We start from the raw sequence: 25,588 nt of genomic DNA on the forward strand, positions 1-25,588 counted from the left end.
TTTTTGATGACAAGGTGAATGGTGCATCGATGGAAGCTGAGATCGAACTCAAACTTTTCTTAAACGAAAATAACAAGAAAAGCCTTATAAAACTATTAGATAGCTTGCCTAATTGTGATGCGAAAGGTACAGAGGAACTCACCAATGGTTACTTTGACACCGCTGATTTAGCGTTAAGAAAGTTAGACATGGGGTTGCGAATTAGAGGGATTAATCAGCATTTAGAGCAGACAATTAAGACAAAAGGTCAGGTTGTTGGCGGGATCCATTCACGTCCTGAATACAATGTTGATGTAGATCAAAATTTCCCGCAATTAAATTTGTTCCCAACTGATATTTGGCCAGATGATGCCAATGTGGAGCAAATTCAGGCAAATTTATACTGTTTATTCAATACCGACTTCACTCGTCAGCGTTGGCATATATTTGTTGAAGATAGTTTAGTTGAGGTTGCGTTAGACATTGGTGAGATAAGAGTTGATGAAGCGGTTGATGCCATTTGCGAACTCGAATTTGAATTATTAGCCGGTGATACCAGTGCGTTACTGGCGCTTGCGGGAATTGTTAGCCGCGAAATACCTGTGCGTTTGGGTAAAGCAAGTAAAGCTCAAAGAGGTTATCGATTGGCTGGGCAATATACGCCAGATACCATAGACCCACTTAAGTTTATTGAAATCGAGCCGCAGCAAAGTTTAAAGCAGGTAGCGATTAACCTATTAACACTGGGGCTAGATCGCTGGCAAACCATAGAGTCTATGTTGCTCGATCCTGAGCAAGATCCATTCGCGCTACCTATGTTGAGTTATCGCTTACGAGCATGCATTCGTTTGCTTAAAAACACGCTCAAACAATTTGGTTTACTTGAAGAGTCGTTTCAAACCGATTTTGATTACATTGAGCAGCAACTTAACTTTATTGAAGAAGTGCTAAGTTTGTTTGGCATTATTGATGAGGGAGCGGCTTTAGTCTCGAAACTGCCGCAGTATCAAGCTTTAGTGGATGTGGCCGTAGATAAACTGCAGCAGCTCGATATTGTTGGCGAGGTTGAGCAACTCATTGCCGATATTTGTTATGGCAGACTGCAGGTGCATTTAGTTGATCTATTAACCCAATTGATTGATGGCTCTGTGGCGATTGATAGACAGTTAGATTTGAAACATTTCGCCGATCAAATGCAAGAAAATTCCTGGCAGAAGATTCTAGATGTGATGCCACAAGATAATGACCTCAGCACCTCTGACTATCTGTCAGTAGCTAAAGCGCTGGATGACAGTATTTTTGTTGGTGTGGCTTACGGTGGTCTCTATCCTGAAAAATCGCGGGATCAATTCAGAGCGCCTTGGCAAGACTTAGCGCTAGGAATCAGAACCTTGGCTGCATATCGTCAACTTAAAACTATTAGCGAGCTGGCCTATTTAGATATAAGCCAGTGGTTAGAGAATAAAGAGCAAAGCTTAGTGCAAGCGATGGAGTTTTCTCGCCACAGCGCATTGAAAAATGAGCCTTACTGGCGTTAGCTGTTAATAGCACCCAGCAATATAAACGTAAAAGCCCACATCACTGTGGGCTTTTTACTGTCAGTTCTTCTAAGGGTATTTAACTATTTATCTGCGTTAAGCCTATTTTCTAGGTGGCTCTCTAATTTACCTTCCAGCTTGTCGTCAATTTTGTCTTCGATCTTTTCTTCAATAGTTTGTTTTAACTCATCGATTTCAGCCAACAGCTTTTTCTGATTGGCTTCCATTCGCTGCAGACTATTATTTAGCTCACAGCGGATCTCCTCGGCATGACTATCAAGTTTTTCTGATTCATCGGGCGAAACAAACACAGACGCCATATAACCAGAAATCACACCAAAGAAGCTCACGCCACACACAATCACTACGCCACCAATAATATGCCCTGCAGTGGTTACCGGGTAGTAATCGCCATAACCCACGGTAGAAATAGTCACTAAGGCCCACCAAATAGCGCTTTCAGCGGAGTCGATATTGGCACCTTCAACGCCGCTTTCAACTATCAGTACTAATACAGAGGCAAAGGTCAAAATGGTGATTAATGCTACCAGCAAACTTGCAACGGTAGCTTGGCGCCGTTGTTTTAGCATGGGCACAATCAACGAGCGGGTGGTGCGAATAAGCCTAACAACACGTAAAATTTGAAACAGGCGTGCCATTCGTAGTGCTTCAATGGCGGGAATGCTAGCTACAAAGTCTATCCAATGGTGCCTGAGGTATTCGCGCTTACTGCCGGCTTTGAATAGTTCATAGAAGAAATTAGACATAAACACCAAGCAGATGCAGGTGTCGATAAAAAACAGTAAGCGCCGGGTTTCGCCATCAATGCGACCGAATGTAATCACCAACACCAGAATTACAGATAGCAGCGATAGCAACATCATCGCCAATTGCAGTGGCGTGGGGGGAGTATCAGGTTGTATTAACCAGCGCTTAGTATTTGCCATTATCGCGGTCCATCTTTGTCGGTGCAGCTTATTGGTTCAATAAATACCTAGTGGCGTTACTTCTCGGCGCTAAATTGAATCAAGTCGTCTAGCACATGCTTTTTAATTTCCAGCTGTTGCTCGGCAGTTAACTGATACTTTTCAGCTAAGATCTCGTAATCACTTGGGCTGAGTGACACGGTTAAGCGTGGACGCTTTGGTCTTTTGGTTACGCTCAGACCCAGTATTTCTCTAATTTGATCAGAAGGGCTCACGCCTGCATCAAGTGCCGCCTTACGGATTGCATATTGGAATTTTTCATCCATATCAAAAGCAATTTGAGTTGCCTTGGCGGCTTTCTGGTTTTGCTGCCATTGCGCGGGTAAGGGATTTTTTTGTTTGGTCATGCGTGCGGTACCTAAAATTTACTTATCCGTCATCGAACGAACGGAATATGCCCCATGCTACCACTCATAGGAGCTGAAACAAAAATGGTTCTAAAACAATAGTGTGTTATACCAATTAGTATAAGAAGTTGATCTACTCAGAGCGATTTTGGCAAACTAATTCAAGGCGAATAACTGAAAGAATGGTTAGTCCCTTGTGAAGTTATTCAACGCAGAAGTAGGCAGCCAAAAGCGCTCCAGAATGGCGAGTTTTAGCGGCTCTGATACTGCGTTAACAAGCTTGAACGTAGAGCAACTATGCTCTGTACTTGTTGCCTTGTCTCAGTGCCGCTAAATTCTCGCTGAGCGACCAAATCTTTATACTTATTGGTATTAAAACCATTTATTTATGCGCCAGGCCAATAATCTCTGATATCTGAAAGTGGGCGATAGATGGTTAACATCACATCGGTTTCGCCGCCTTCATAGACTTCAACGTCAATGGCTTTATCTTCATCATCGTCGAGTAATTGATATGCCTCAAAGGCATCACCAGTTGCGCCATCGGCATCTTGAGGTGGCTTTTGGCCACGGTAGTCTTGGCGGTGGAAATAGCCAAAATCACCTGAACTCACTTGATGGTAGTGCGCTGATAACCACTGCTCATAATCATGCAAGTCAGCCGACAATGTTTTAGTCGTTAGCTCTGCTTTACCTGGCTCTTCGAAGATCTCACTAAATTGATCTAAATCGAACAGCGCTTCAACTAGGCCTCGATTAAGTTTAATCGAGAGGCCAAGGTAAGTTTCATCATCTTCATCAAGGCTGAGAAAGATGGTGTCGTTACCGTGACCTTTTAACACCCACTCAGTTTGTTGTTTGCGTTGATACTCGTATGTATTCACTGCTTCAACTCGCAATTGCTGCCCACGCAGTTGTGGCGGCAAAGCAAAACTGTCATCAAGGGAGATCATGTCTCCCTTATTGAGTTTTGTTGGGTGATCGAGTTGACGTTTAGGTTCCTCTTTTTTGCCAAATAGGCTGCTTAGAAATCCCACGTCAGTCTCCTTTAGCCTTTGCGTGCTTTAATACGGTCAAGTACCGCATTAGCGTTAGACTTTTGCTCACCAATACCTGCCTCAGCAAGTTTGTCGTGCAGTGCCTTGTCGCTGTTCTCTTCCGCTAGCGTTTCAGACGCTTTTAGGCGGTCATCAAATGACTGCTGACGTGCCTTGATGCGCTCTAGTGAATCTTTAGCGTTAAGCAGTTTAGAGTTGCTACCTGCAAACGAATCAGTGATTGTCGCAGTGGCTTTTTGCACGCTTTCAGTGGTTTTCACCATAGTAAGCTGGCGCTGGTAATCAGCGACTTGACGCTCAGTTTTACGTACTAGCTCTTTTAGGCGAGTCGCATGAGCACTGAAGCTTTCGTTTGCCGCTTGTTGATCGCTAAGCTCTTGGTCAAGCTCTGCAATTTTTTCAGCGACTTCAAGTGCTAGTGGCTCGTTACCTTTTTCAAGTGCTTGAGTCACATAACCTTCGTGTTCAGCAACAGAGCGCTTTAAGCGGTCCACTTCACGGCTTGCTTGCATCTCTTTCGCCATGACTTCAGTTAGGTCACGCTTAGCTTTAGTGAGGTGCTTTTCAGCATCACGGATCTCTTGCTCAAAGATACGTGTTGCGTTTGCATCTACGATGCCTTGGCCAACTTCAGTAGCGCCGCCACGGAAGGCCGTAAGAATTTTGTTTAGAATACCCATAATGTGGCTCCTTTATTTTAGGTAATCGACGAGTTCGTCGATCACTTCGAGACAGTTATCAGATAGAACAGACAGTTCCTGCTCAATCTCTAGCATGCTTGATTGCACTGACAGCGCGCCGTAAACCACATACTTGTCATCGATTTTTGCAAATGATGAGAGTGGCATTGGAATGTTGAGCTCTAACATGGTCTCAAACATTTCAGCGCGACGTTCTTGATTCACTTCGTCTTCGCCCCATAAATAGCTGATGCAAAGCACTTGGTTGTCCGTTACCGATACAAATACCGGGATTTCTTCTCGGCCAACAACATTAACTTGTAAGACTTCCACGTCACCAGCAATTGGATAACAATCGAACTGAAAGCCAGTTTGGCTGTTGTCGCCAAGCGCATTTAGGTGGTTGGCAATTGTGTGGATATTCATATTTGTCCTTATTGACATATTATGTCTGTGATTAAAGATAACACCGAGACATAATATGTCAAGGGCTATCTTTACGATTCAAAAATAAACTCTACTGATTTTCTAACCAAGCTTGCTGATGGTATTGATACAGCTGGCTTGAACCTAAAACATTGGGCTTAATCTGGGCTTTATCTTGGTAGAAATTGCCCGGAAATTCAAAAGCTGCGTGAATAAGTCCTGGAGTTAGCCAAGGATCATTCACTGGTAGCTGTTGCATATTGTTTAATCTATTACGTGCACTTTTACCACTTAAGGTGGCAATGCTCCAACCCCACTCGCCAAAACTTGGCACATTGTGGTGGTATTGATCCACATTAAAGCCTGCCAGTTCCAGTGTATTCGCCACCGAAATAAATGCTTTTGGTGCATGATAAGGCGAGGTCGACTGTATGGTTAAGGCAGCATCGTTACTCATTAGTTCCTTAAGCTTCAAATAGAAAGCGTCGGAATAAAGCTTATTAAGATCCGGATGGCTTGGATCGGGCAAGTCGACAATAATCGCATCAAACTTTTCTTCTTTAGCTAGCAGTTTGTCCACGCCATTAAAGGCATCGTCATACATAATGCGTACTCGAGGATCATTCAGTGCATTTTGGTTAAGCGCCAGTAATGCATCACTTAAATACTCTGGCATATCGCTGGCAGGCTCCATAAATAGCCTTACGAGCTCTTCATCAAGATCCATCAAGGTGACTTGCTTAGGTTGCCATTGCAATACTTGGGTTAGGCCTAAACCATCACCGCCACCAATAATTAATACTTTGTCATGGCGTGCGCTAGCGGCCATTGTTGGGTGTACTAAAAATGAGTGATAGATATGCTCGTCACTGCTAGAGAATTGCAAGCGACCATTGATATACAAGGAATGCACCGGCCCTAAGCCATTACCGCGTAAACGCTCGGTAAAGGTTAATTGCTGAAAGCGAGTCGCCTTGGCATAAACCACCTTGTCTTTATACAGCAGGTTATTGAAGTTTTGCTCCCAAGATGGGCCGTGCAAAGCTAGCAACACTAAAATACCGCTGGCCACAACATGGCCAACGAGTAGGAGTTTTACGTGACGAATTTGCTGCCAGAAGCGCCAGATAAAAATAAAGCCGGCCAGCAGATTAAAGCTGGCGGTTAATGCTGCAGCGAGTTGAATATCAATGGCTAACATAAAGCCAACCCAAATCGCAGCGCCAATGCCCGCACCAATGTAATCGGCGCCATAAATGGTGCCAGCGTTATGCATTAGGTGAGCTTCAGACATTGCTTGGCGCACCCGGGCGATAAGTGGAATTTCCATACCTATCATTAGCCCCAGTAAAACGCCCCATACGTATGGCAAGTATTCGGCTAGCTTTTGCAGGGTGCCAATAAAGCCGCCATCGGGCAGCTGATCAGCAGGCAAGCCTAAGGTGTTAGCAATAATCAGTGGTAACTGCTGACCAAAGCCGATAACAGCGGCGGTAATTAAAATCGCGAGTGAGCCACATAAAGCCACACACAGCTCTAAAACTGCAAAGCCAGTAAAGGCGCAGCGGATTTTACGCGCGGCAAATGCACCTAAACCCATAGAGACGATCATTAGGCCGATCATGGTATAAATCGCCGCTTCTAACGCGCCTAAAATACGCCCAGCATAATGGGATAAAAGGTATTCATAAATTAGACCACAACCAGCAAGTACCGCCATAATGCCGAGCAGCAAAATATCATCAAACCAGCCAAGTTTACCTGACTCGATAGTTTGCTCGGTGCCGGAATTATTGGCTGTGGTGTGCTTGGCTGCAGCTTGTTGTTGCTGCAAAGATTGATTGTCGCTAACGGCGTTATTAGAGTCGGTTTGCATTGAGTGTCTGTTGCTTAGAGAGTAATAAAAGAGTGTAAACAGTGAAGAAAAAGGGAGCCTGTAAAGTGCTCCCTTATAACCATTAAGCCATTAATGCGGCCAGAATGATGGCGATAGAGACGCTAATCGCCACTTCAACAGCAGCAAGACCAATATTGTGTTGCTGCTCAACTTCTTCGCATAAGTTGATATTGGCAAGCACCAGCTTTTTGATCAAAGTGATCAACAGTGACAACGACACTAACATCACAATCGAGAAGGTTAACCAACCAATCAAGTTGGCGATATAAGCTTCTGGATTAAAGATAATGAAGTGACTAGCAGCATTAAAGCTAAACGCCATTGCTAACATGTAACCGCTGTGACGAATCGCTAACGCAGTATGGCCTTGGGCTAATGCATCTTGCATTGACGCGCCTTGGTTGCGTTTCGCGTAGCGGTTTTCACGAGCGCGAGTCAGTAGCACCAACATCAGTTGTGAAATCGCAAAAGCACTAAAGATGGCGATAAAGGTATAAATGGTTAAGTCTTCTGCCCACAATAATACCGAGCGAATGATAATCGCAGTGGCAATAGCTGCAACCGCATCAACAATAGCTACCGATACATTACCTTTAATAATTAGCGCGTTTTTATCAATGTTATTTAGGGCAATTTTGTCATGTAAAAAGCGTCCAAGCTTGATCAGCACTAGGCCAAATAAGCCGTAGGCACTCATGCCAATCGCTTCGACCAAATAAGACTCTGCCGCTTCGCCTGTAATCGCGCCGGTTAATACAATACCTAACGCCATTACCGCGCCAGCAGTACTAATACCAAAAGCAAAGTTATCGTTTTCAGCCAGTTCATGGCGGCTGTTTACTTTTACCGTCCACCCCTGCAAATAACGCATGAGTGTTAGCAGTAACACTGCAATGGCGATATCGATTGCCAGAATAATTAGTAGCTCTTGAGTGAGGCCGTAGTTGTCTAAAAATGTCATAAAAGTTCCTTAATTATTTGCCTCGGCGAACACCGCGAGTAGTACGACTGCTGGAATTACGGAAGCTGCTGTCCTTAGAGTAGTTTGAGCGGAACTTGCTCTTACTGCTCGCAGTGCGTCCTGTTGAGCTAGCTTTTGGGGTACTGCTACTTTGTCTTGAAAGACTGGTTGAACCGGTACGCGATTTTGCATACGGGCTATCAAACTTTTTACCTTGAGAGCTAAATTGCTTTTTGGTGCGCTCGTAGGTTTGGGTCTGCGCGCGTGCCTGTTTAGGCGAGGTATAGCGGTAACGGCCTACGTCGTTGTAGTAACTGTAATTACGGCGGCTCGACCATCTGTCATAACCAATTGGGCCACGAGTGAGATTAGAGAACATAGAGTACATGCCGTACCATGCCCAAAACGACATGCCATTAGAGCCCGTTTGCCAGCTACCGTAAGCAGGGTTACCGACTAACTGGCTACCTGCGCCAAAGTCCTCAGAACCGTTGGCAAGTGCTGCAGCTTCACGGCTAATAGAGTTAACTCTTGCGAGTGCACCATCAGACATATCGGCGACCACGTTAAGTGGATCCGACAACATATCGTTGAAAAGACTTGGGTCAGCGGCTTGGTAGAGGTTTTCGACTTCAGCGAGTTGCTGATCGAGATCGACATAGTTCGCCGCATTTTGGGTATCGGTTAAGCGCCGAGTTAACGAGGTAAACATCGGGCCGCGATTAGTGGCGTCGGTCGCTAGCTCATTAAGTAACGGGCTTAATTCGGGCTTTTGCTTTTCTAATACTTGGACGTATTGTTTAAGCAAATTAGCATTACGTACCTGCCCGTCATTAAGCATATTACTCAGGGTATCTAAGCGCTGCTGTGTTAGCTGCTGATACTTGGCAATTTGCTCTGGTCTATCATCGCCACATCCTGCAAGGGCGAATACCATTAAGACGGTGAGAACGCGCATTAGCATTCCTGCCATAGTCTCTCCAAAATCGGTTATGTTACTTTTAGTGGCTCTCAGCCAAACGACAAATACTAAATATAGCCAAAATACTTGCTAGGCTTATACCGCGCAATTGCTTGCTGAAACATTGAATTCGCAAGAGAAATTATTTGGCTGCGGCGTAATTAGTATAGTATTGCCTATTAGAGCATAAAAAAAGCAAGGATCCTGTTTATAAGGCCTTGATTTGGTCAATTTATCTAAATGTTCAACATCCGTGATAAAAATTGCTCACCTTTATTACGCTCTATCTATATCATTAACGACATAATATGTCGATGTACTAAATTGTTAGGGATTATTATGCGCACGGCGACACAGGGTAATAAGCAAATTAGTTCTCAAATGCTGGAAACGGCAGATTTGTATTGGCAAAGGCTGTTAGATAATGCCGCCGAGCTAGTTGCATCTTTAACTGATGAGCAGCAACAAGAGTTAAAACAGGTCTTTGGCCTTAGTGATTTTATTGCCACGCAGCTTTGTCGCCATAGCAAGTGGATCCCTGAGCTATTTAGTCAGAACCTACAGAATTTTGATCGCCAAGTATTTGATAAAGAGCTCGCTGATTTACTTGAGCCAGTTACCGACGAAGAAGTTGCTAAGCGGATATTACGCCAATATCGTAACAAGCAAATGGTGTGCATGGCGTGGCGCGACTTTCTTAGTTACAGCCAGTTAGAGGAATCATTACTGGATTTATCGGCACTGGCTGAAGCGTTAGTTATTGCTGGCCGCGATTGGCTATATCGTGAAATGTGCGCCTCGCTTGGCACTCCAAGTGATAAACAAGGTAAGCCGCAAAAGCTACTTATTTTAGGTATGGGAAAACTCGGTGGCCGCGAGCTTAACTTTTCCTCAGATATCGACCTCATTTTTACCTTTCCAGAGCATGGCGAAACCCTTGGCGGCAGACGCTCATTAGAAAATCAGCAATTCTTTATCCGCATGGGTCAGCGGTTAGTCAACTTATTACATCAAGTCACCGTTGATGGCTTTGTGTATCGCGTCGATATGCGTCTGCGCCCTTATGGCGAAAGTGGGCCGCTGGTGGTCAGTTTTAGTGGTCTTGAAGATTATTACCAAGAGCAGGGGCGAGATTGGGAGCGTTACGCCATGGTCAAGGCGCGCGCACTTGGGCCATGGACTGCAGAATCAGACGAACTGCACGACTTATTAAGACCCTTTGTTTATCGTCGCTATTTAGATTTCTCGGCAATTGAATCATTAAGAAAGATGAAAGGCTTAATTACTCAGGAAGTGCGCCGCCGAAAACTCACCGACAATATTAAGCTTGGTGCAGGCGGTATTCGTGAAGTTGAGTTTATCGTACAGAGTTTCCAGCTTATTCGCGGCGGCCGCGAGCCAGCGCTACGCAGCCAAAGCCTATTTGCATCGCTAAAAACCTTACTCGAGTTGGGGCAGCTTGATTATCTGGCGGTAGATGAGCTGAAAAACAGCTACTTATTATTACGCCGAGTAGAGAATTTACTGCAGGCGATAAATGATGAGCAAACTCAAACCCTGCCAAGTGAAGCCCTAGATTGGCAGCGCTTATGTTATGCGTTAAACGCCGATACTGAAATGGATCTGCGCGAGCAGATCGCCACAGCAATGCAGCAGATCCATCGCCACTTTGAAGAAACCGTGGGTGGTAACAACGAAGAAGAGCAAACCGAAACTTGGACCCAGCAACTGTGGAATGCCTATGAAGATGACCATGCACAGTCGATACTAGAAGAGCAGGGCATAGATGATGAAAAGCTATGGCCGATGCTAAATAGCTGGCATAGCACGGTTGTTCGCCGCACCATTGGTCCGCGGGGACGGGAAACCTTAGACAAGTTAATGCCTAAGCTGTTGTGTGAATTTACCAATATTGCTCATCCCTCTAAAGCATTTGAGCCAGTATCAAAGGTATTAGATCAGATTTTAACTCGTACAACTTACCTAGAGCTGTTGTGTGAAAACCCTGGCGCGAGACAACAGCTAGTGAGCTTGTGTCTTGCCAGCCCATGGATAGGTCAGCAATTAGCAAAGTTCCCAATGCTGCTTGATGAATTGATTGATCCGGCGCAGTTATATGACACCACATCGCTAGACGATTATGGCAGTGAGCTACGTCAATACTTGCTGCGAGTGCCTGAAGATGATTTAGAGCAGCAGATGGAAGCACTGCGCCAATTTAAGTTATCGCAGCAGCTAAAGATCGCAGCAGCCGATGTCACCGACGTGCTGCCTGTGATGGAGGTGAGCGATCACTTAACCTTCTTAGCCGAAGCGATTATTGAGCAAGTTGTGCATCAGGCGTGGGCGCAAGTGAGTGCCCGCCACGGTGTACCAGATAACCTAAAAGACAATGAAATGGGCTTTGCGGTTGTCGGTTACGGCAAAGCGGGCGGTATTGAGCTTGGCTATGGCTCAGATCTCGATTTAGTGTTTTTGCATAACGGCAGCAAAGCGGGGCAAACCAATGGCGATAGAGCTATTGATATCGGCCATTTCTACTTAAAGCTGGCTCAGCGGGTGCTGCACTTTTTCTCAACCCGTACTAACTCGGGCGAGTTATATGAAGTGGATATGCGCTTAAGACCTTCGGGAGCATCGGGCTTACTAGTGAGCGAGATTGAAAACTTTGGTGAGTATCAGCGTGATGAGGCGTGGACATGGGAGCATCAAGCACTAGTGCGTGCTCGCTTTATGTTTGGTGATACAGCATTGTCTATGCGCTTTAATGAGCTAAGAGCCGAAGTTTTACAAAGCCCACGGGATAAAGCCGCGTTAGCAAAAGATGTACGTGAAATGCGAATTAAGATGCGCGATCACCTGTTAAAAGTCGATCAAGGAATGTTCGATCTTAAGCAAAGCAGTGGTGGTATTGCCGACATTGAATTTATCGCGCAATACCTAGTGCTGGCGAATAGCCATGAGCATAAACGGCTATCGTTTTGGTCGGATAATGTGCGGATCTTTGCCGATCTAGCTGAATTAGAATTGCTGCCACTAGCCAATGCGCAGGCGCTAACTCAAGCGTATTGTTATCTGCGCGATGAAAGCCATAGATTAACCCTGCAGCAGAAAAAGTCAGTGGTGCCGATTGAAGATGTTCAGGCGCATACCCACTTAGTCGAAATGATTTACCAGCAAGTGTTAGGGTAAGATCAAGAGTAAATAAACACCCCTGCTTGTTTGCTATAGCTAATAGCTAAAATCGGCCTGTTTACATTTTAATGTGAACAGGCCTTTTTATTAGCGGCGCCACTCTATGTTGTTGGTGTTGATAGATGCAAAATGCACTGCAGATCTAGAGTCAGCAAAGATAAGGCAAAGATTGGTGATTTATTTGCTTTGTAAGGCTTTGAATTTGTATCGATAGCTCAATATGGTTCGTTATATGCACAGTTCACATTAAGTGCGGCATTAAGCACAGCGTTGTAGAGGGCGTAACTATGAACTTTAAACAAGCCAGTTACTGTGACAAAACGATTAAGAATTTCCTAGCAGGCATTTGCCGTTTGCGTGGCGTGCGGGCTAACGCTAAGCAGTATAAATTGGGGCGCTGTCATGAATTCCCTTGGTACTGGATCGCGTTTTTAGGTTTATTACTGGTTATCAATTGTTTGTTTGCAACGTCAGCCGAGGCTCAGCTAAATAAGTTAACAGCGACTGCCGTAAGCTCAAAACAAAGCTTTGTTCAAAGTGCGGAACAAACACCAGACTTGGTCATCGTCGACCGCTCAGTAGCATATGCTGACACGCTATTGGCCGATTTTACAGGCGAGTTGCACTTACTTATTCTAGAAGAAGATCAAGAGCCTTTTGCGCAAATAAACCAAGTGCTAGCAAGCGAGCCGCTGTATTCTCGAGTCACTATTATTGCCAAGGCATCAAGCTCTGCTATTTACTTAGGCGGCCGCTGGATCGATCAAGATTACCTGCTTGAGCATCAGCATAGCCTCGCCACATTTGCTCAGCAATTTACACCTAATAGCCAGCTTTCTTTGTATACCACTAACTTAACTAAGAGCCACGCTGGCGGCGACTTTATCGGGTTATTGCAAAACCTCACTCAATTACAAGTCGACATAATTTACATGCAAGGTGAGTATTATGAGCCGCTATGGGTACAGCGAGCGCAGTATGATTTTTAACGCTTAATCGTGATTCACTTTTGATACGTTTTGTATCATGTTTTCAGCAGATACTGCTTTGTAGAAATCCAAAAACTGCTTAATATCAGCGCAGTATGTCCCAATGTTGTAATGGGATTCATTAGGGGATTGTTCGATGACGTCTATTAGCAGTGCAGCCAATAGTACTAATATGAGTGCCGGAGCAAATATCGCTCCCAAAACCACAGATTTAGCGGCGCAGCAAAGTGCCACTAGCACCAGCTCAACTTCAGCAGTTGCCGCTGATGCTGGCAGTAAGCCACTGCCTAATACTGGTGATAGCACAACGGTTACCCTATCTAACACAGCTAAAGATAAGTTAGCAGCCGAGCAAGGCACGGCTAAGGCGCCTGTAGCTCCTGCTTTAGCCGATAATGCGCAAGACACTGACAAAGCGGCAGAGCCTGCAAAAGCCGAAAAGGCTGCAGATGAAGACGGCGGTGATATTGAATCGTTTGTATTTGGCGCGTTAGGGTTAGACCATCCTGAAGAGATTGATGAGAACGGCGACCCATCGTATTCGGCTGGCCAATATGTGAAAGCCGCGGCCACGGTTGGTGGCATGATTGCGATGTTTATTTAGACGCTGTCTAAAAACTGTTTTTACCAAGCTGCGCTTGAGCTTTAAGTTAGACTGCGTCTAACAATTAACGTCGTGGCGCTTCGCCCCACATTGGTAATGCATCAGGCTGTGCCTGACCAAAGTCGTGGGATTCCATCCCACACCCGGGCAAGGAGGACTGCTCGTCCTTATCCTCCTTGCATCCACCATGACGCCCCGACGAAGTTGTTGATCCTCATACTCCAATAAAAATCGCCTAACGGCTCAGATGGGACATCCATGTCCCCCCGAGCCTGAACCATCATCCATGATGGTTCTACGGCATTTTTATTTACGTGCTTCGGCAACTTCGATGGGGTTGGTGTTTTCTGTGAGTCTTGTGGAAAGTTTACCCTGACCCGATTTATTCTCATTCATTTTCGAAAATCGCTATCGCCTCATATTCGCCATCCCTGACTCGCTCAAGCGGCTAATGTTTACAAGAGTTCTTCAATGACCTCGGTAACTCCGATGGGGATTGGTGTTTTCTGTGAGTCTTGTAGAAAGTTTCCCCTGCCCCAACTTTTTATGACCCAACTTTTTACTATGGTCTTTTGCACGTAAAAGCCGAAACATGTAAGTGTTTCGGCTTTTTTGATCTTTGCAGACTTGTTGTAACTAGCTAAATGAATGCATTTAAAGTTGGCAGCGTTAATGTTAATTTACATTTTTAGTGTCAATAGACATCTGTTGTAGTTTTTGCTGTAACTTCGCTGAATTCTCTTTTAAGCAGGGAGCACTCATAATGCTTGCAGTATCACCAATAGGCGAGAAAGCAATTTCCGCGAGTACTTTATCGTAAGATAATTCATGGATGGCGATACTTCTGTAAAACTCGTTTTTAATGGCACGTGAAGGCTGAGCAGTTTGAATGGATAGGTTATTTTGGTCACGCTTAACCTTGTTAGATAATGCTAAATAACGGCCTTCTATTTGAGGTTGTAAACCTTTAATATCGATATATGACGAAATATTCTCTTTATAATATCCTGATGACGTGATCGCTAAATAAGGCGTTAGCGCTGCGGTGCTATAGGTGTTTAACCCAAAGTACACATAGCTCAAGGCATCAATGATGTGTTCATGGCTTTGTTCTATGTTTCCTGTTTGGCGGTAACTGTTTTTTGCTGCACTTAATGCTTCAATGACTAAATATTCAAGTGCGTAATATGATGCGCCTTGTATCAGTAACTGCTTGGCTACTTTGTGCTTAAGGTTTAGGTCACCTTGAGATACTTGAACTAGGGTTACCATAGCCCATTTGTCCCCGCTCATAGCAAGTGCTTCTAGCTCCGAAATTGCTAGCTCTTGATAGGGGGCAACAAAAAAGTTATTTGGATAATCAGCATCATCTAAGTTGATCGAGCTTGCCGTTTTTACTCTTGCGCGCCCTCGATATTCATCCCAATCTTCTATTTGACTTTCGGCTAGTAAGCGATCTGCTGAACTGAGTTCTAAATCCTCTACACACCAACCACTATCAAAACGTTTTATTGCCGCTTCTGCGGCAGTTGATTTTTTCGCAGCGACTGATTGTGTATTTATTGACTCTGTTAGTACCTGTTCTTCATAGTCGTCATTTTTAGTTTGCTCAAAATTCACAGCTTTACTAGTTAATGAATTGAATATCATGTAACTAATAAGCCCCATGAGAGTTACAAACAAAGTTATATGCCGTTTTCTCATCAATTAACTTCCTGTTTAAATATTCATGGGCATCGACTGGTTCTATTGTTGTTAAACACATTGTATATTTCAATCGCTAATTTGGTGCGAATGAACTGACATAAACACCACTTCCCCATCGCAGTTGCCAAACGACTGTAGATATCAATGTACAATCCTTAGTTCTTACTTTTCTTAAAATAATCTTAATTTCTATACCGTTAACGCTTGGCTCCATGTAACATCAGGGGCTGCTTAAGGGGGTGGTTCCCAATATGTATTTTGCCAAGCAAAGAGGTTGCATGATCTACTATTTTTTTGTTGTCCTTATCTATGCTGCTCCAGCCCTATTTACCTTGATCCACGACAAGATTGCGTATGGCAAAGCGTGGACTAAAGGGGTGACCTTTAATCGCCTGTTGGCGTGTTACGGCATCTATATGCTCGGCTTACTCTTTTATACGGTTTGGGAGCCTATCGATTATTACGTCAATAGCTATTCTTGCGGTTGGCCTCAACCTGCTGACTGGTGTGGCGGATATGTATATTCACTGGTTCAAGGCATTGAAGACTGGTTATTACCTGTGTCAGTTACCGCAGCGGCAATCGGCCAGATTATTTATGTCCATTACCTAGCGAATCTAAACAAACAGGCTAGCGGAGTTATAAAAAATAGGCCTGAGATTGACTAGGTGTTTTTCAAGGTAATTGGCATACATTTAGCTCTGCTTATTGAACAAAACCAAGATGTATTACAGCAAGACTAACTAGAGTCGCTTGAGTCTAATACCCACTTATCTAAAGTCGCTGTAAATAAGGATTTAAAATGGACTTATCAAGACACTCTCAACTCACGCAGCTGCGCTACAGTTACTTTGCTGTGCCGGTGATTTATATTCTTGGCGTGCTTTGGCTGCCTGCGGCGACACTATGGCTAGGCTGGCTTGCTTGGGTTGGAGTTAACTGGTACCGCATCCAATCGCCGGTTTTAAAACAAGGTTATTGGGTAATATTGCAATCATTCGGCTTACATCTAGCATTGAATTTGGCGGCTGTTGCCTCAGCTTGGGGAGCCAGCATATTTAATCGTGGCGGGCTGTTTTCCGGAGGCGGAGGTGATGATTTTCTTTATCTGCTTGGCTTAGGTTTGTTGGCGTTGGTGTTGCTGATTATTAGCATGATATGGCCATTGATAAAACTTGTGAAAGGCTATCAAGCCTTGATGAATAGTTACGCGGATACAAAGGGTGATAATAGTGAAGCGGTTTAAGCTGTCGCAGATTTCAATGTTAATGTGGTTTATGTTTACCATGTTCTCCACTGCTGTAGGAGTGGCAACCTATGCTGTGCATCAGTCTCATGCTGCTTTTAATTGGCCTACGGCTAAAGGCATGGTGGTAAATTGTTGGCTCATTGAGCGCTATCATGAAAGAAGCAGCGCTGAATCGCATTACGAAGTGGCTATTGAGTACTTTTATGCTGTTGACGGCAAAATCTACCACAAGAGCAATAAGACCGATATTACAGGCGCTATTCCGGGTTACTCTTTGGAAGAAGCCGAAGCTTTGGTGGCTGAGTTTCCTCGTGATAAAAAGATCTTAGTCCACTATAAACCCAGTAATCCCAACACAGCTGTTATCAAACCAACAATGCACCTGTTTTTGATTGTGGCTTTGGTGGTGTTCTCTTTAGTATTAATACCCGTCCTTTATCTGATGTATTTGCAGATGACCTCAAACCGTGACAGCTTTATCGTTCGCAATGTGTAACTGATTTTTTGGATCCGCAATGTCTCGAAGTGCGATTTTACAGGCGCAAAGGGCTGACATTCGTGGAGAGGCTGGCGTTGGCTACATTTTAAAGCCTAGCTCAGATTTACCGCCCATGATGTTTACTGTGGAGGAACTTGAAGCGCTGCGATTGGGAGCAAGGGCTCTACTTACCTGAGCTATTACCTCCCACTTCTTCTGCAAATTTCAGCAAAATTTTACTCTGCTTAATAAAAGATCTTGCGATCAAAATAGATGATCTATATTATCGCCAAAAATACAGACCGGACGGTCGGTATGTCGGGGTGAAGTGATCAATTTTAGGTGAACAATATGGACAAAAAACAACAAGCGATGCAGGCGGCGATAGAGCTGTTTGCTACACAAGGCTATGAAAAAACATCTATTGCACAAGTGTGTGAAGCCGCCAACGTATCAAAGGGCTTGGTGTTTCATCATTTTAAAAATAAAGATGATTTGCTCAGGCAAGTTTTTGTTCGTATGGCTGAAATCATTAGCGAAGTTGGGAGTAATGTCGATGCATCTAACCAAGGCTTATCGGTAAAAGAACGATTGATTAATCTGTTTGAACATATCTTTGTATCTATGGCTGATCCAAAGCAAAAGCTGTTTTACCAGTTTGATTATCAGGTTAAGTGTCAGCCTTCGATGAGATTGATTTTGCAAGATCTGTTAGATGAGCGCTACCAGCTAATGATGGCGTCTTTTGAAGTGATTTTGACTGAGATCCCAACCGCTAATTATCCCGTCGATAGCCATATGCTTATTGCTGAAATCGACGGCATTGCACTGAACTATTTGTTTGCAGGAGAGGATTATCCTCTAGCGCAAATTAAACAACGTTTTATTAATAAGTATTTGCTATTGCTAGGCTTATAGCTGGCATGGCTAATCTGAAACAGAAAACTTAATCAGGAGTGTTTCAAGTGAAAACACCTTATGAAATTCAATATCAAGCTTTCGCTGCTGCTGGTGGACTTTATGACGAGCGCCACGCCAAACTTTATGCAAGCCTAGCTGACGATTTGATTAGTGACGGTAGCTTTTCTATCGTTTTTGAGGACGTAGCCCATGCGTGCTACACGCCAATTACTATTGATGCAGCGCCGCACCTTAAGTGTTATGTGCTAGCGCCTTTAGCGGTACTGCCTGAGCACCAAGGTAAGCGTTACGCATCAAGATTGATGGATGAAGCTGAAAAGCAATTAGATGCCGACGTGATCTTTGTAATGGGTGAGCCGTTCCATTATGGTAATCGTTACAATACGCCGCATCAGGTATTGCCACCTGTACGCACTCAAGCGCCATTGGAATGCTGGTTTGCTAAGGCATTAACACCTGGCGCGCTTGATGGCGTTGGTGAGTCGACATCGAGTATTACCGGACCTTACGCTAACCCATTAATGTGGGGACACCCGAGCGAGCAGGTTTAATAGCAATTAGCATAAGAATTTAATCAACTTAGAGCGATTAAATATTTTATCGATTGGTTTAGAAAAGGAACGCCTAAGCGTTCCTTTTTTTTGACCATTATTCAAAGGAACATAGGTCTTATTTATTGTCTAGCAGCGGTATATTGGGAAGCTGTTACATGTCACTAAATCAGTTGTGCCATTACTATTTTACGATTGAAACAGAGTATACTGCTGGCCGATAAGCTTATAGCAAACTTGCAAAGTATAAAATCTAAAGCATTAATAATAAACAGGAAAGTATTATTAGATATGGCATTTGTAATTAAAGATACTAAGTTAAATGTGGCTGAAACCGATATTTTCCATGATGAAGCTGGTTATGCTGCATTTCCAACTGCGGAGTCGGTGACTTTTGACCGTGAGAAATTAATTCCAATTGGGTTGTTGTCATTCAATATGTTTGATGCAGGCGTTGACGATAAAATACTCATTGCACTACCTAATCTGCAAGGCATTCCCGATGGCGATTATGGTCCTATCACCTATTCGTATATTGATGAGCAACAAGGCTGGTGCTTAGATGACGAGTACGCCAATGATGATACGCTTGAGGAACAAGACGAGTACTTAGACAACTACCAGCAAGCGCAGGACGAATTTGCTGCCAATCAGTGTTTGATGCGTCGTGGCAAAAAGCTGCCATTAATCACTTTGGGTGGCCAACCTAGATTTGGCCAGAACTGGGCTTCATGTTTATATAATGAACTGGCAAAGAACCCAGAGTTAGATCATTACTATGAAGTGACCTGCAGCCTTAATCATCCTGAATTTGAACATATGAGCACTCGCGATATTGTTTATGTGGATGAGAAAGACAATAAAGAATATACCTTCATAGGCAGCTTTAAAGATGAAGCTTACTTGGTTAGAGATAGTGAGTACTTGGGCTTTGCCGGTGAGTTTATGGTGTTTTACCAGCCAGAGTTAAAGAAAGTCATGCTCGTTGCTGAATACGATTAACTCGAAGCTATTTAGGCTATATAAAAGGGGAGTACAGTTACTTCTCTGCTGCAAACCTTGTGAGCAGTAAGCTCACAAGGTTAGGCGCAATCAGATGTTAGATGTGCGCGCAGCAATGCTTTAGCTTACAAGTCACCAAGCGCTTCGAGCCACTCTTCATCAGTCAGCTCTCTTGGGGGCTTTTTCTCACCAAATTGCCTTATTGGTCGACCAATTAGTGGGTTGCCAACAAAAGCGTCATAGCCGATATAGGTGATGTTTTTACTCATTAACACCTGAGTGATGGCATTGTTAGCAAAGGCTTCATTGCCAATCTCACTCAATGAGCTTGGCAGGTTTAACTTGTTAATGGCGTTGTTAGCGAAGGCATAGTCTTCAATGATCGACACCGACTTACCGAGAGTGAGCTGCTCAATAGCGTTATCACGAAATGCACCTTCGACAATTTCAACCACTGAATCTGGGATATCAACGCTGGTAAGGGCGTTTTCAGCAAAGGCATTGTAACCAATACGAGTCACAGAACTTGGGATCACTATCTCGGTAAGGGCGTTACGCTGAAAGGCACCTTCGCCAATTTCGGTGACAGTATTAGGGATCACCACGCTGGCTATTGGGTTCTGTGGGGCCTCTTCGAATTCTTCGCTTAAGTCTTCAACCTCTGAAAAAGCATAATCCCAGATCTCGGTGACGGGGATACCGTCAAAATTATCAGGGATGATAATGTGTTTATGCTTGCCCCTATAGGCATCAATGCTGCCTTGCTCTTTATCGAAAGATACATCTTTTAATGTGAGTATATGCGGCTGGCTCACGATCAATTCTCCCTTTGTTTGTGCCTTAGGCTCAGTTATATCAGTGATTTCAGTTATTTGAGCTGAGCTTTCTGTAGTAGAAAGCCCGAGCAACATGGCGACTGCGGCGCCAATTAACAGCCGAGATAAGCTAACGATCAATCTTCCATCCAATCTAAATTTGGCATGGCATCTAAATGCTGGTTGTAACGCTTTTCGTTGAAGGATGCGCCATTTAGCATTACATCACTGACTTCAATAGCTAGGGCGCACGCCATCCATTGAATCGCTTCTTCACGTGGCGTGCCTGTCATCACTAAACGCATTAGCGTTTCTTTGACTTTTTTCGGCTCGCCATCGGCAATTTGATTTTCAACTGTTTCAATTAAGGTTTCTTCAGTCATGTAGCTGTCTTGCTGGTTTTCCATTTTTACTGCTCTGTAATGTCATTGCCGCTATTATGCCGCAAGCTTATTGCAAGCAATAGATTTGTTGTTGAATTAATCAAGTCCGATGGCTCAAAAGCGAAAACGGGCTATCATTTAGCTGTTTTTGCTTGTTGTTTTTGCTTGTTGTTTTTGCTTGTTGTTTTTGCTTGTTGTTTTTGCTTGTTGTTTTTGCTTGTTGTTTTAGCCAATCTACAAACAGCTTGGCTCAGAGTGAAGCTATTGAGTTCGAGCCATCTGCACTTGCGGGTATGCCGGGCGCTTTACGAGTAAGTAGAGATACTCAATACCAAGTTCGTATGGGATTAACGAGCGATATGATGGCTAATGCAACTCATGTTGTATGGGCCACGGGCGGCGGAATGGTACCCGCCGCTGAAATGGCGAAATACTTGGTGCAATCAGCTAGTTAATTTTAATAGTCGCTCAATACAAAACAGCAGAGTCTAGGCCGATTTATTCGCGCTAAGCTCTGCTTTTTTATTTGGTCATTTTGCTTTAGTCATCAGCTGACACAGCTACTAACGTCCACTCTGGTAGTTTTTGTTTCAGATCGCTTTCAATCTTGGCTCTGTCACCGCGGATCACAATATACGGAGTGTTTAAAAATACGCTTTGCGCAATGCCTTGTAATTGCTCTGGTGTTAATGCATCGAGCCGTCGATTTTGCGCCTGTTGTTGCTCGGTAGAGCTGCCACGAATAAGTTGTTTAATCGTATCGGCTTCGATGGCGCGATAGTTGGCTTGGCGGAGGATCTTTTGGCTAGTGAGGTAAGTTTTTAATGCGTTTACCTCATCAATTGAAGCACTGGACTCTGTGGCTAATGCGAGGTGGTCTAGTACGCCACTGATAAATGCGCCGCTATGTTCAAGTTTAGTGCTGCCGTAAAATTTTAGTGTGCGTGATAATGGATTATCAAAACAGCGGCCATAAATGCCGTAGGTTAAGCCGCGAACTTCGCGTAAGTCATGATACAAGCGTCCTGAAAAGCTGCGCCCCAGCCAGCTGGCAAGTAGCTTACAGTCTTGAATATCGTCAGCTGTTTGTTGCTGGTTTGGCTCGTCAACAGCTAAAGGATAACCAATACGGACTTGAGTTTGTACGCTGCCGGGAGCATCGATAATAAACAAGGTTTTTTGGCTATTACTGGCAGGCACTTTTAGCTTGAATGTGCTTAAAGGTTGGGGGGCAACTTGTTGAGATTTAGCCGTTAATGCCGCTAAATCTTGTGCTAGTTTTGCACTAAACTCATTATTTTTAGCCAAGCTTTGGTTGGTTAGCAGCGCCCATTTAGACTGGCTGATAATCTTATCTCTAACTTGATTAAGCTTGGTTAAGTCTAGTTCGGCAGCCAGTGATGTGTCATTTAGCGCTTGGTTATAAATATGCTGCTCACCAAGAATTTTCTTCGCCCATACATCATCAATTTCGGCGCCGCTGTAAGCATTAATATGTTTAGCTAATTTAAGCTGACGGCGTACATTGGCAATATCTATTTCATTAAAGCTGTTAGCTTGCCAAAACTGGAGTAACAGCGAACTTGCGAGCTCCGGTGAATCAGGGCAATCAATACTCATCGTTAGGCTGTGCATGCTTGCTCTAATGCGCAAGCTTTCGCTACAGGCAAGGTTTGATTGCTGCGCTAGCCAAGTAGTTTTCTCTATAAATGCTTGTAGTAGCACATCTAAATTTTGCAGCGGTTGTTGGCTATAGGCGACTAATGAGATGTGATTAAGCCCTGATAAGGTGTTATTGAGTGAATACCGCTTTAACTCAGAGTTAAATGGGCTTTTTTCTAGCGACTCAATCGATAAAGCCTCATTTGATAAAGCGGTCGCTGAAGTTGATGTTAAAGGGGTAACAATAGGAGCGCCTTGCAGCGAGTTAAAAACCGGTAAGCTTGGCTCTGCTGCTGCAGTAAATTCAATCTGCGTTTGCTGGCAGCCGAGTAAGCCAAAAAGAGTGACCAATAACAATCCAAGAAACACTGCTTGATAGCTTAGAGTTTGTGGCATTTGCTTTGGTTGAGCTTGTCGAAACATGAACATTGTTTGCATTACATTACGCTCTCTTCAAGGCTATCTGACATGCCTTTAGGCAAGAACTCTAAAATCGATTTAGTGGCGCGAATATACCAAGGGGGGAGCAGATCGAGGCGCACGGTTTTACCAATAAAATATTGTTGGCTTATTCGCTGTAAATCAGCAGCTGTTACCGCATTAATCCGCTGCCAAGGACCTGTTAATGGCTGCATCTTATCGCGGGGTTGGCTGGCAGACAGGTATCTTGATAACAAGGAGGGTGAATCTAATCGTGCTAAGGCTTGGTTTAGCCATATTTGTTTAAGTTGGCAAAGCTGATGCTCGGTGATTTGATTATTACCGACTTGAGCCACTAAGGATTCTGCGTTTTTAGTGAGGGTATCCAGTGACGTTCGCGCTCTAGGCACAAGTAGTAAATTAGTGACACCATGGTGAGTCATCGTCAGCGGAATGGAGTAACTGAGAAGTTGATCAGGATCGTTAAGGCTGGTTGCCTTGAGTAAGCTGCTTTTATTTTGAAACAGATATGCCTCAAGTAAGGTTAGGGCTGCAGCATCGGCAGAACCGCTGCCGGCCGTATGCCAAGCGAGCAATACCGCAGGCCATGGGCCGCGCTCATCAATAATTTCACTGTGTAGCGATTTTGCCTCAACAAGGAGATCGCTGAGCTTAGGCTGCTCAAACTCCGGTGCTTGCCAGTCGCCAAACTGGTTATCTATCCATGTTTGGGTTTGCTCTGGAATATCGCCCACTAGGCTCAACTGCATCGCATCTGGGCGGTAATAGTGTTGATGAAAGGCAGTTAAACTCTCAGGCGTGGCTGCTTTAACATCGGCAACGCTGCCGATTACAGCATGGCCATAGGGCGTACCTTCAACCTGTGCTAATAAAAACTCCATCGCTTTGCGCACATAGGGTTGGTTATCTATGCTGGTAGCCATCTCTTCGAGCACCGCGCCTTGCTGATTTTTTACTGTGGTTTGGTTGAGCACAGGATAACGAAAGCGGTCGGCCTCTAGCCACAGGCTCAGTTCGAGCGCTTGTGAAGGAATGGTCAGGTAGTAGTTAGTGAAATCAAAAAAGGTGCTGGCATTAAACTGGCCGCTGATAGCACTCATGGTTTGCGTGTAGCTGTCACCGGGAGCGTGCTGACTGCCTTTAAATAGCATATGCTCGAACAGGTGGGCGTAACCGGTTTGGCCCTTTACTTCATTGCGAGATCCCACATCAAACTGGCTGGCGATTGATACCGCTTGAGTGTTTTCAAGGGCTAAAGTGCGCACTTGAAGGCCGTTATCAAGCAGGCGATATTGAATTTGCTGCTCCGCATCATAAAGCGGTTTTACTAGTGCATTGAGGTCGCAGGGTTCAAATGCAAGTCTGCTGTATGCATTAATAGAGAAAGCTAATATAGGTAGGCTACAAAGCATAGTCAGCATCTTTAATGCCGCTCTGTCGAGATAACCTATGTTAATTTTCTTCACAATTAAAACTATCCTCCTTTTAAATTTGTTTAAGTATCGGGTTAACCACTCCTTGTAATCAATTTATATGATTAAAAATCAGTATATCCCATGTCAAATGTTATCAAATAAGACCATTTCTAAATTGACGAACTAGACTAATAATGAAGCATAAATAGCCTGATAGTCGTTACAGGTACTTTATGACTTGTACCTTAAACTTGTAACAATTTTAGTTAAACAAGGAGATGTTATGAAATTATCTACGCTAAGTCTGATACCGTTTATGGCGTTAGGTATTTTTTGCGTGAAAGCAGAGGAAACAACCAACATCGTTACCTTTGATAATTTTTCAAATGTGGAGTCCTCTAAGCAAATCGAACGCTATCAAGGTTTGGCAAGTGGGGTGAATAAATGGCTTCACTTTCGGACTCCAACACCTATCGATAAACAACCAACCATCAGAATGAACCGAGATACTTTATATAGTTTTGCGGTTGTTGATGCATCAGCAGGGGCAAGCATTACACTTCCTAAATCTAATGGCCGCTACCAATCATTGATGTTAGTAAACGAAAATGGCTATACCAATAAAGTTTGGTATGGTGAGGGGACTTATCAACTCACACCAGAGGTCGTAGGTAGTGATTATGCTTTGGTGTTGGTTCGTACTTTTGTTGACGCTAACGACCCAGAAGATGTTAAGCAAGTTAATCAGTTACAAGATGAGCTTAATATTCAAGCTAAGCGTGACAAGCTGTTTGAAATTAAACAGTGGGATGAAAAAAGCTATAACAATATCTATGTAGCATTGACGAGCTTATTTAAAATGTTACCCAATGCAGACAATGCTTTTGGTTCCAAGGGTGAAGTTGATCCGGTCCGTTTTGTGCTGGGTACCGCCGGAGGCTATGGGGGGTTACCTGCAAAAGATGCATTTTATGCTAACGTCAGTCCGGGGCTAACAGGCGATAAGTATGAGCTGACTTTAAAAGATGTCCCTGCTGACGGTTTTTGGTCTTTCAGTTTATATAATAAAGATGGCTACTTTTTTAAGTCAAAGCATGGCCTTTCTAATATCAATAGTGTGACAGCTAAGCCGAATGCAGATGGTAGCTTTACCATTTATTTTGGTGGTTGTGACACAAGACTAGAAAATTGTCTAGCGATAGAGCCAGGCTGGAATTTTGTGGCAAGATTTTATCAACCACGGGAAGCGATTTTAAATGGTTCGTGGATGTTACCGCCATTACAACCATCAAAATAGATTTTTGCTAGCGACAAAAGAGTTAAGCCAGTATTTATAGCCTTAA

Annotated in this window: 27 protein-coding genes; 14 read left to right on the plus strand and 13 right to left on the minus strand. The window is 44.0% G+C overall.

Annotation, left to right across the window (positions count from 1 at the left end):
* Positions 1–29: 29 nt before the first annotated feature.
* Positions 30–1,517 carry a CYTH domain-containing protein gene (locus L2740_RS03335; protein ID WP_248948664.1) on the plus strand — a complete coding sequence of 496 codons (1,488 nt, stop codon included), beginning with the start codon at positions 30–32 and terminating at the stop codon, positions 1,515–1,517.
* An 83-nt stretch (positions 1,518–1,600) separates the two neighbouring features.
* Here the strand turns inward: L2740_RS03335 and L2740_RS03340 are convergent, their stop codons facing one another.
* A complete protein-coding gene (locus tag L2740_RS03340; RefSeq protein WP_248948665.1) occupies positions 1,601–2,464 on the minus strand; it encodes a potassium channel family protein in 864 nt (287 codons plus the stop codon).
* A 56-nt stretch (positions 2,465–2,520) separates the two neighbouring features.
* Complete coding sequence (locus L2740_RS03345) at positions 2,521–2,850, minus strand: hypothetical protein (RefSeq protein WP_248948666.1); 330 nt, start codon at positions 2,848–2,850, stop codon at positions 2,521–2,523.
* Positions 2,851–3,046: 196 nt separating this feature from the next.
* On the opposite strand from L2740_RS03345, the gene L2740_RS03350 reads away from it, so the two are divergent.
* Positions 3,047–3,184, plus strand: a complete 138-nt coding sequence (locus L2740_RS03350; RefSeq protein WP_248948667.1) for a hypothetical protein — start codon at positions 3,047–3,049, stop codon at positions 3,182–3,184.
* A gap of 52 nt (positions 3,185–3,236) precedes the next feature.
* Here the strand turns inward: L2740_RS03350 and L2740_RS03355 are convergent, their stop codons facing one another.
* The 6 genes from L2740_RS03355 to L2740_RS03380 all read right to left on the minus strand — a co-directional run bounded on the left by L2740_RS03355 (position 3,237) and on the right by L2740_RS03380 (position 8,845).
* The gene (locus tag L2740_RS03355; protein ID WP_248948668.1) at positions 3,237–3,887 is read right to left on the minus strand and encodes a DUF4178 domain-containing protein; all 651 of its coding nucleotides are present in this window, start codon (positions 3,885–3,887) and stop codon (positions 3,237–3,239) included.
* Between the two features lie 11 nt (positions 3,888–3,898).
* The gene (locus L2740_RS03360; RefSeq protein ID WP_248948669.1) at positions 3,899–4,588 is read right to left on the minus strand and encodes a PspA/IM30 family protein; all 690 of its coding nucleotides are present in this window, start codon (positions 4,586–4,588) and stop codon (positions 3,899–3,901) included.
* Between the two features lie 12 nt (positions 4,589–4,600).
* On the minus strand, positions 4,601–5,014 hold the full coding sequence (locus L2740_RS03365) for a YjfI family protein (RefSeq protein WP_248948670.1): 414 nt from the start codon (positions 5,012–5,014) through the stop codon (positions 4,601–4,603).
* Positions 5,015–5,105: 91 nt separating this feature from the next.
* Complete coding sequence (locus L2740_RS03370) at positions 5,106–6,890, minus strand: polyamine aminopropyltransferase (protein ID WP_248948677.1); 1,785 nt, start codon at positions 6,888–6,890, stop codon at positions 5,106–5,108.
* An 82-nt stretch (positions 6,891–6,972) separates the two neighbouring features.
* On the minus strand, positions 6,973–7,872 hold the full coding sequence (locus tag L2740_RS03375) for a DUF350 domain-containing protein (protein WP_248469612.1): 900 nt from the start codon (positions 7,870–7,872) through the stop codon (positions 6,973–6,975).
* A 13-nt stretch (positions 7,873–7,885) separates the two neighbouring features.
* Positions 7,886–8,845 (minus strand): hypothetical protein, encoded by a 960-nt coding sequence (locus tag L2740_RS03380; protein WP_248948678.1) that lies wholly within the window; start codon positions 8,843–8,845, stop codon positions 7,886–7,888.
* 327 nt (positions 8,846–9,172) lie between these two features.
* On the opposite strand from L2740_RS03380, the gene glnE reads away from it, so the two are divergent.
* From glnE to L2740_RS03395, 3 genes are all read left to right on the plus strand, one after another.
* Positions 9,173–12,025 carry a bifunctional [glutamate--ammonia ligase]-adenylyl-L-tyrosine phosphorylase/[glutamate--ammonia-ligase] adenylyltransferase gene (glnE, locus tag L2740_RS03385; RefSeq protein WP_248948679.1) on the plus strand — a complete coding sequence of 951 codons (2,853 nt, stop codon included), beginning with the start codon at positions 9,173–9,175 and terminating at the stop codon, positions 12,023–12,025.
* Between the two features lie 290 nt (positions 12,026–12,315).
* The gene (locus L2740_RS03390; protein ID WP_248948680.1) at positions 12,316–13,017 is read left to right on the plus strand and encodes a DUF4347 domain-containing protein; all 702 of its coding nucleotides are present in this window, start codon (positions 12,316–12,318) and stop codon (positions 13,015–13,017) included.
* A 136-nt stretch (positions 13,018–13,153) separates the two neighbouring features.
* Entirely contained in the window at positions 13,154–13,621 is a 468-nt protein-coding gene (locus tag L2740_RS03395; RefSeq protein WP_248948681.1) for a hypothetical protein, read from the plus strand.
* A gap of 675 nt (positions 13,622–14,296) precedes the next feature.
* Here the strand turns inward: L2740_RS03395 and L2740_RS03400 are convergent.
* Entirely contained in the window at positions 14,297–15,271 is a 975-nt protein-coding gene (locus tag L2740_RS03400) for a hypothetical protein (RefSeq protein ID WP_248948682.1), read from the minus strand.
* Positions 15,272–15,606: 335 nt separating this feature from the next.
* Here L2740_RS03400 and L2740_RS03405 point away from each other — a divergent pair, with 335 nt between their 5' ends.
* From L2740_RS03405 to L2740_RS03435, 7 genes are all read left to right on the plus strand, one after another.
* Positions 15,607–15,996, plus strand: coding sequence for a hypothetical protein (locus L2740_RS03405; protein ID WP_248948683.1), 390 nt, complete (start codon positions 15,607–15,609; stop codon positions 15,994–15,996).
* Between the two features lie 134 nt (positions 15,997–16,130).
* Positions 16,131–16,574 (plus strand): hypothetical protein, encoded by a 444-nt coding sequence (locus L2740_RS03410; RefSeq protein WP_248948684.1) that lies wholly within the window; start codon positions 16,131–16,133, stop codon positions 16,572–16,574.
* Positions 16,561–17,073: a DUF3592 domain-containing protein gene (locus tag L2740_RS03415; RefSeq protein WP_248948685.1), complete on the plus strand. Its 513-nt coding sequence runs from the start codon at positions 16,561–16,563 to the stop codon at positions 17,071–17,073. The genes L2740_RS03410 and L2740_RS03415 overlap by 14 nt, the downstream gene beginning before the upstream one ends.
* Positions 17,074–17,092: 19 nt before the next feature.
* Positions 17,093–17,251, plus strand: coding sequence for a hypothetical protein (locus L2740_RS03420; protein ID WP_248948686.1), 159 nt, complete (start codon positions 17,093–17,095; stop codon positions 17,249–17,251).
* 155 nt (positions 17,252–17,406) lie between these two features.
* Positions 17,407–17,973: a TetR/AcrR family transcriptional regulator gene (locus L2740_RS03425; protein WP_248948687.1), complete on the plus strand. Its 567-nt coding sequence runs from the start codon at positions 17,407–17,409 to the stop codon at positions 17,971–17,973.
* A 47-nt stretch (positions 17,974–18,020) separates the two neighbouring features.
* On the plus strand, positions 18,021–18,527 hold the full coding sequence (locus L2740_RS03430) for a GNAT family N-acetyltransferase (RefSeq protein ID WP_248948688.1): 507 nt from the start codon (positions 18,021–18,023) through the stop codon (positions 18,525–18,527).
* 291 nt (positions 18,528–18,818) lie between these two features.
* Positions 18,819–19,529, plus strand: coding sequence for a hypothetical protein (locus tag L2740_RS03435; protein WP_248948689.1), 711 nt, complete (start codon positions 18,819–18,821; stop codon positions 19,527–19,529).
* Between the two features lie 125 nt (positions 19,530–19,654).
* Here the strand turns inward: L2740_RS03435 and L2740_RS03440 are convergent, their stop codons facing one another.
* Positions 19,655–20,344: a leucine-rich repeat domain-containing protein gene (locus L2740_RS03440; RefSeq protein ID WP_248948691.1), complete on the minus strand. Its 690-nt coding sequence runs from the start codon at positions 20,342–20,344 to the stop codon at positions 19,655–19,657.
* 137 nt (positions 20,345–20,481) lie between these two features.
* A complete protein-coding gene (locus L2740_RS03445) occupies positions 20,482–20,751 on the minus strand; it encodes a hypothetical protein (RefSeq protein WP_248948692.1) in 270 nt (89 codons plus the stop codon).
* Between the two features lie 221 nt (positions 20,752–20,972).
* On the opposite strand from L2740_RS03445, the gene L2740_RS03450 reads away from it, so the two are divergent.
* Complete coding sequence (locus L2740_RS03450) at positions 20,973–21,182, plus strand: hypothetical protein (RefSeq protein WP_248948694.1); 210 nt, start codon at positions 20,973–20,975, stop codon at positions 21,180–21,182.
* A gap of 85 nt (positions 21,183–21,267) precedes the next feature.
* Here L2740_RS03450 and L2740_RS03455 read toward each other — a convergent pair whose 3' ends face one another.
* Positions 21,268–22,827 carry a M16 family metallopeptidase gene (locus L2740_RS03455; protein WP_248948695.1) on the minus strand — a complete coding sequence of 520 codons (1,560 nt, stop codon included), beginning with the start codon at positions 22,825–22,827 and terminating at the stop codon, positions 21,268–21,270.
* Positions 22,827–24,242 (minus strand): M16 family metallopeptidase, encoded by a 1,416-nt coding sequence (locus L2740_RS03460; RefSeq protein WP_420833508.1) that lies wholly within the window; start codon positions 24,240–24,242, stop codon positions 22,827–22,829. The genes L2740_RS03455 and L2740_RS03460 overlap by 1 nt, the downstream gene beginning before the upstream one ends.
* Before the next feature lie 286 nt (positions 24,243–24,528).
* Between L2740_RS03460 and L2740_RS03465 the strand changes: the two genes are divergently transcribed.
* The gene (locus L2740_RS03465) at positions 24,529–25,542 is read left to right on the plus strand and encodes a DUF1214 domain-containing protein (RefSeq protein ID WP_248948698.1); all 1,014 of its coding nucleotides are present in this window, start codon (positions 24,529–24,531) and stop codon (positions 25,540–25,542) included.
* Positions 25,543–25,588: the final 46 nt, after the last annotated feature.

Source organism: Shewanella pneumatophori (assembly GCF_023283895.1).
Taxonomy (GTDB): domain Bacteria; phylum Pseudomonadota; class Gammaproteobacteria; order Enterobacterales; family Shewanellaceae; genus Shewanella; species Shewanella pneumatophori.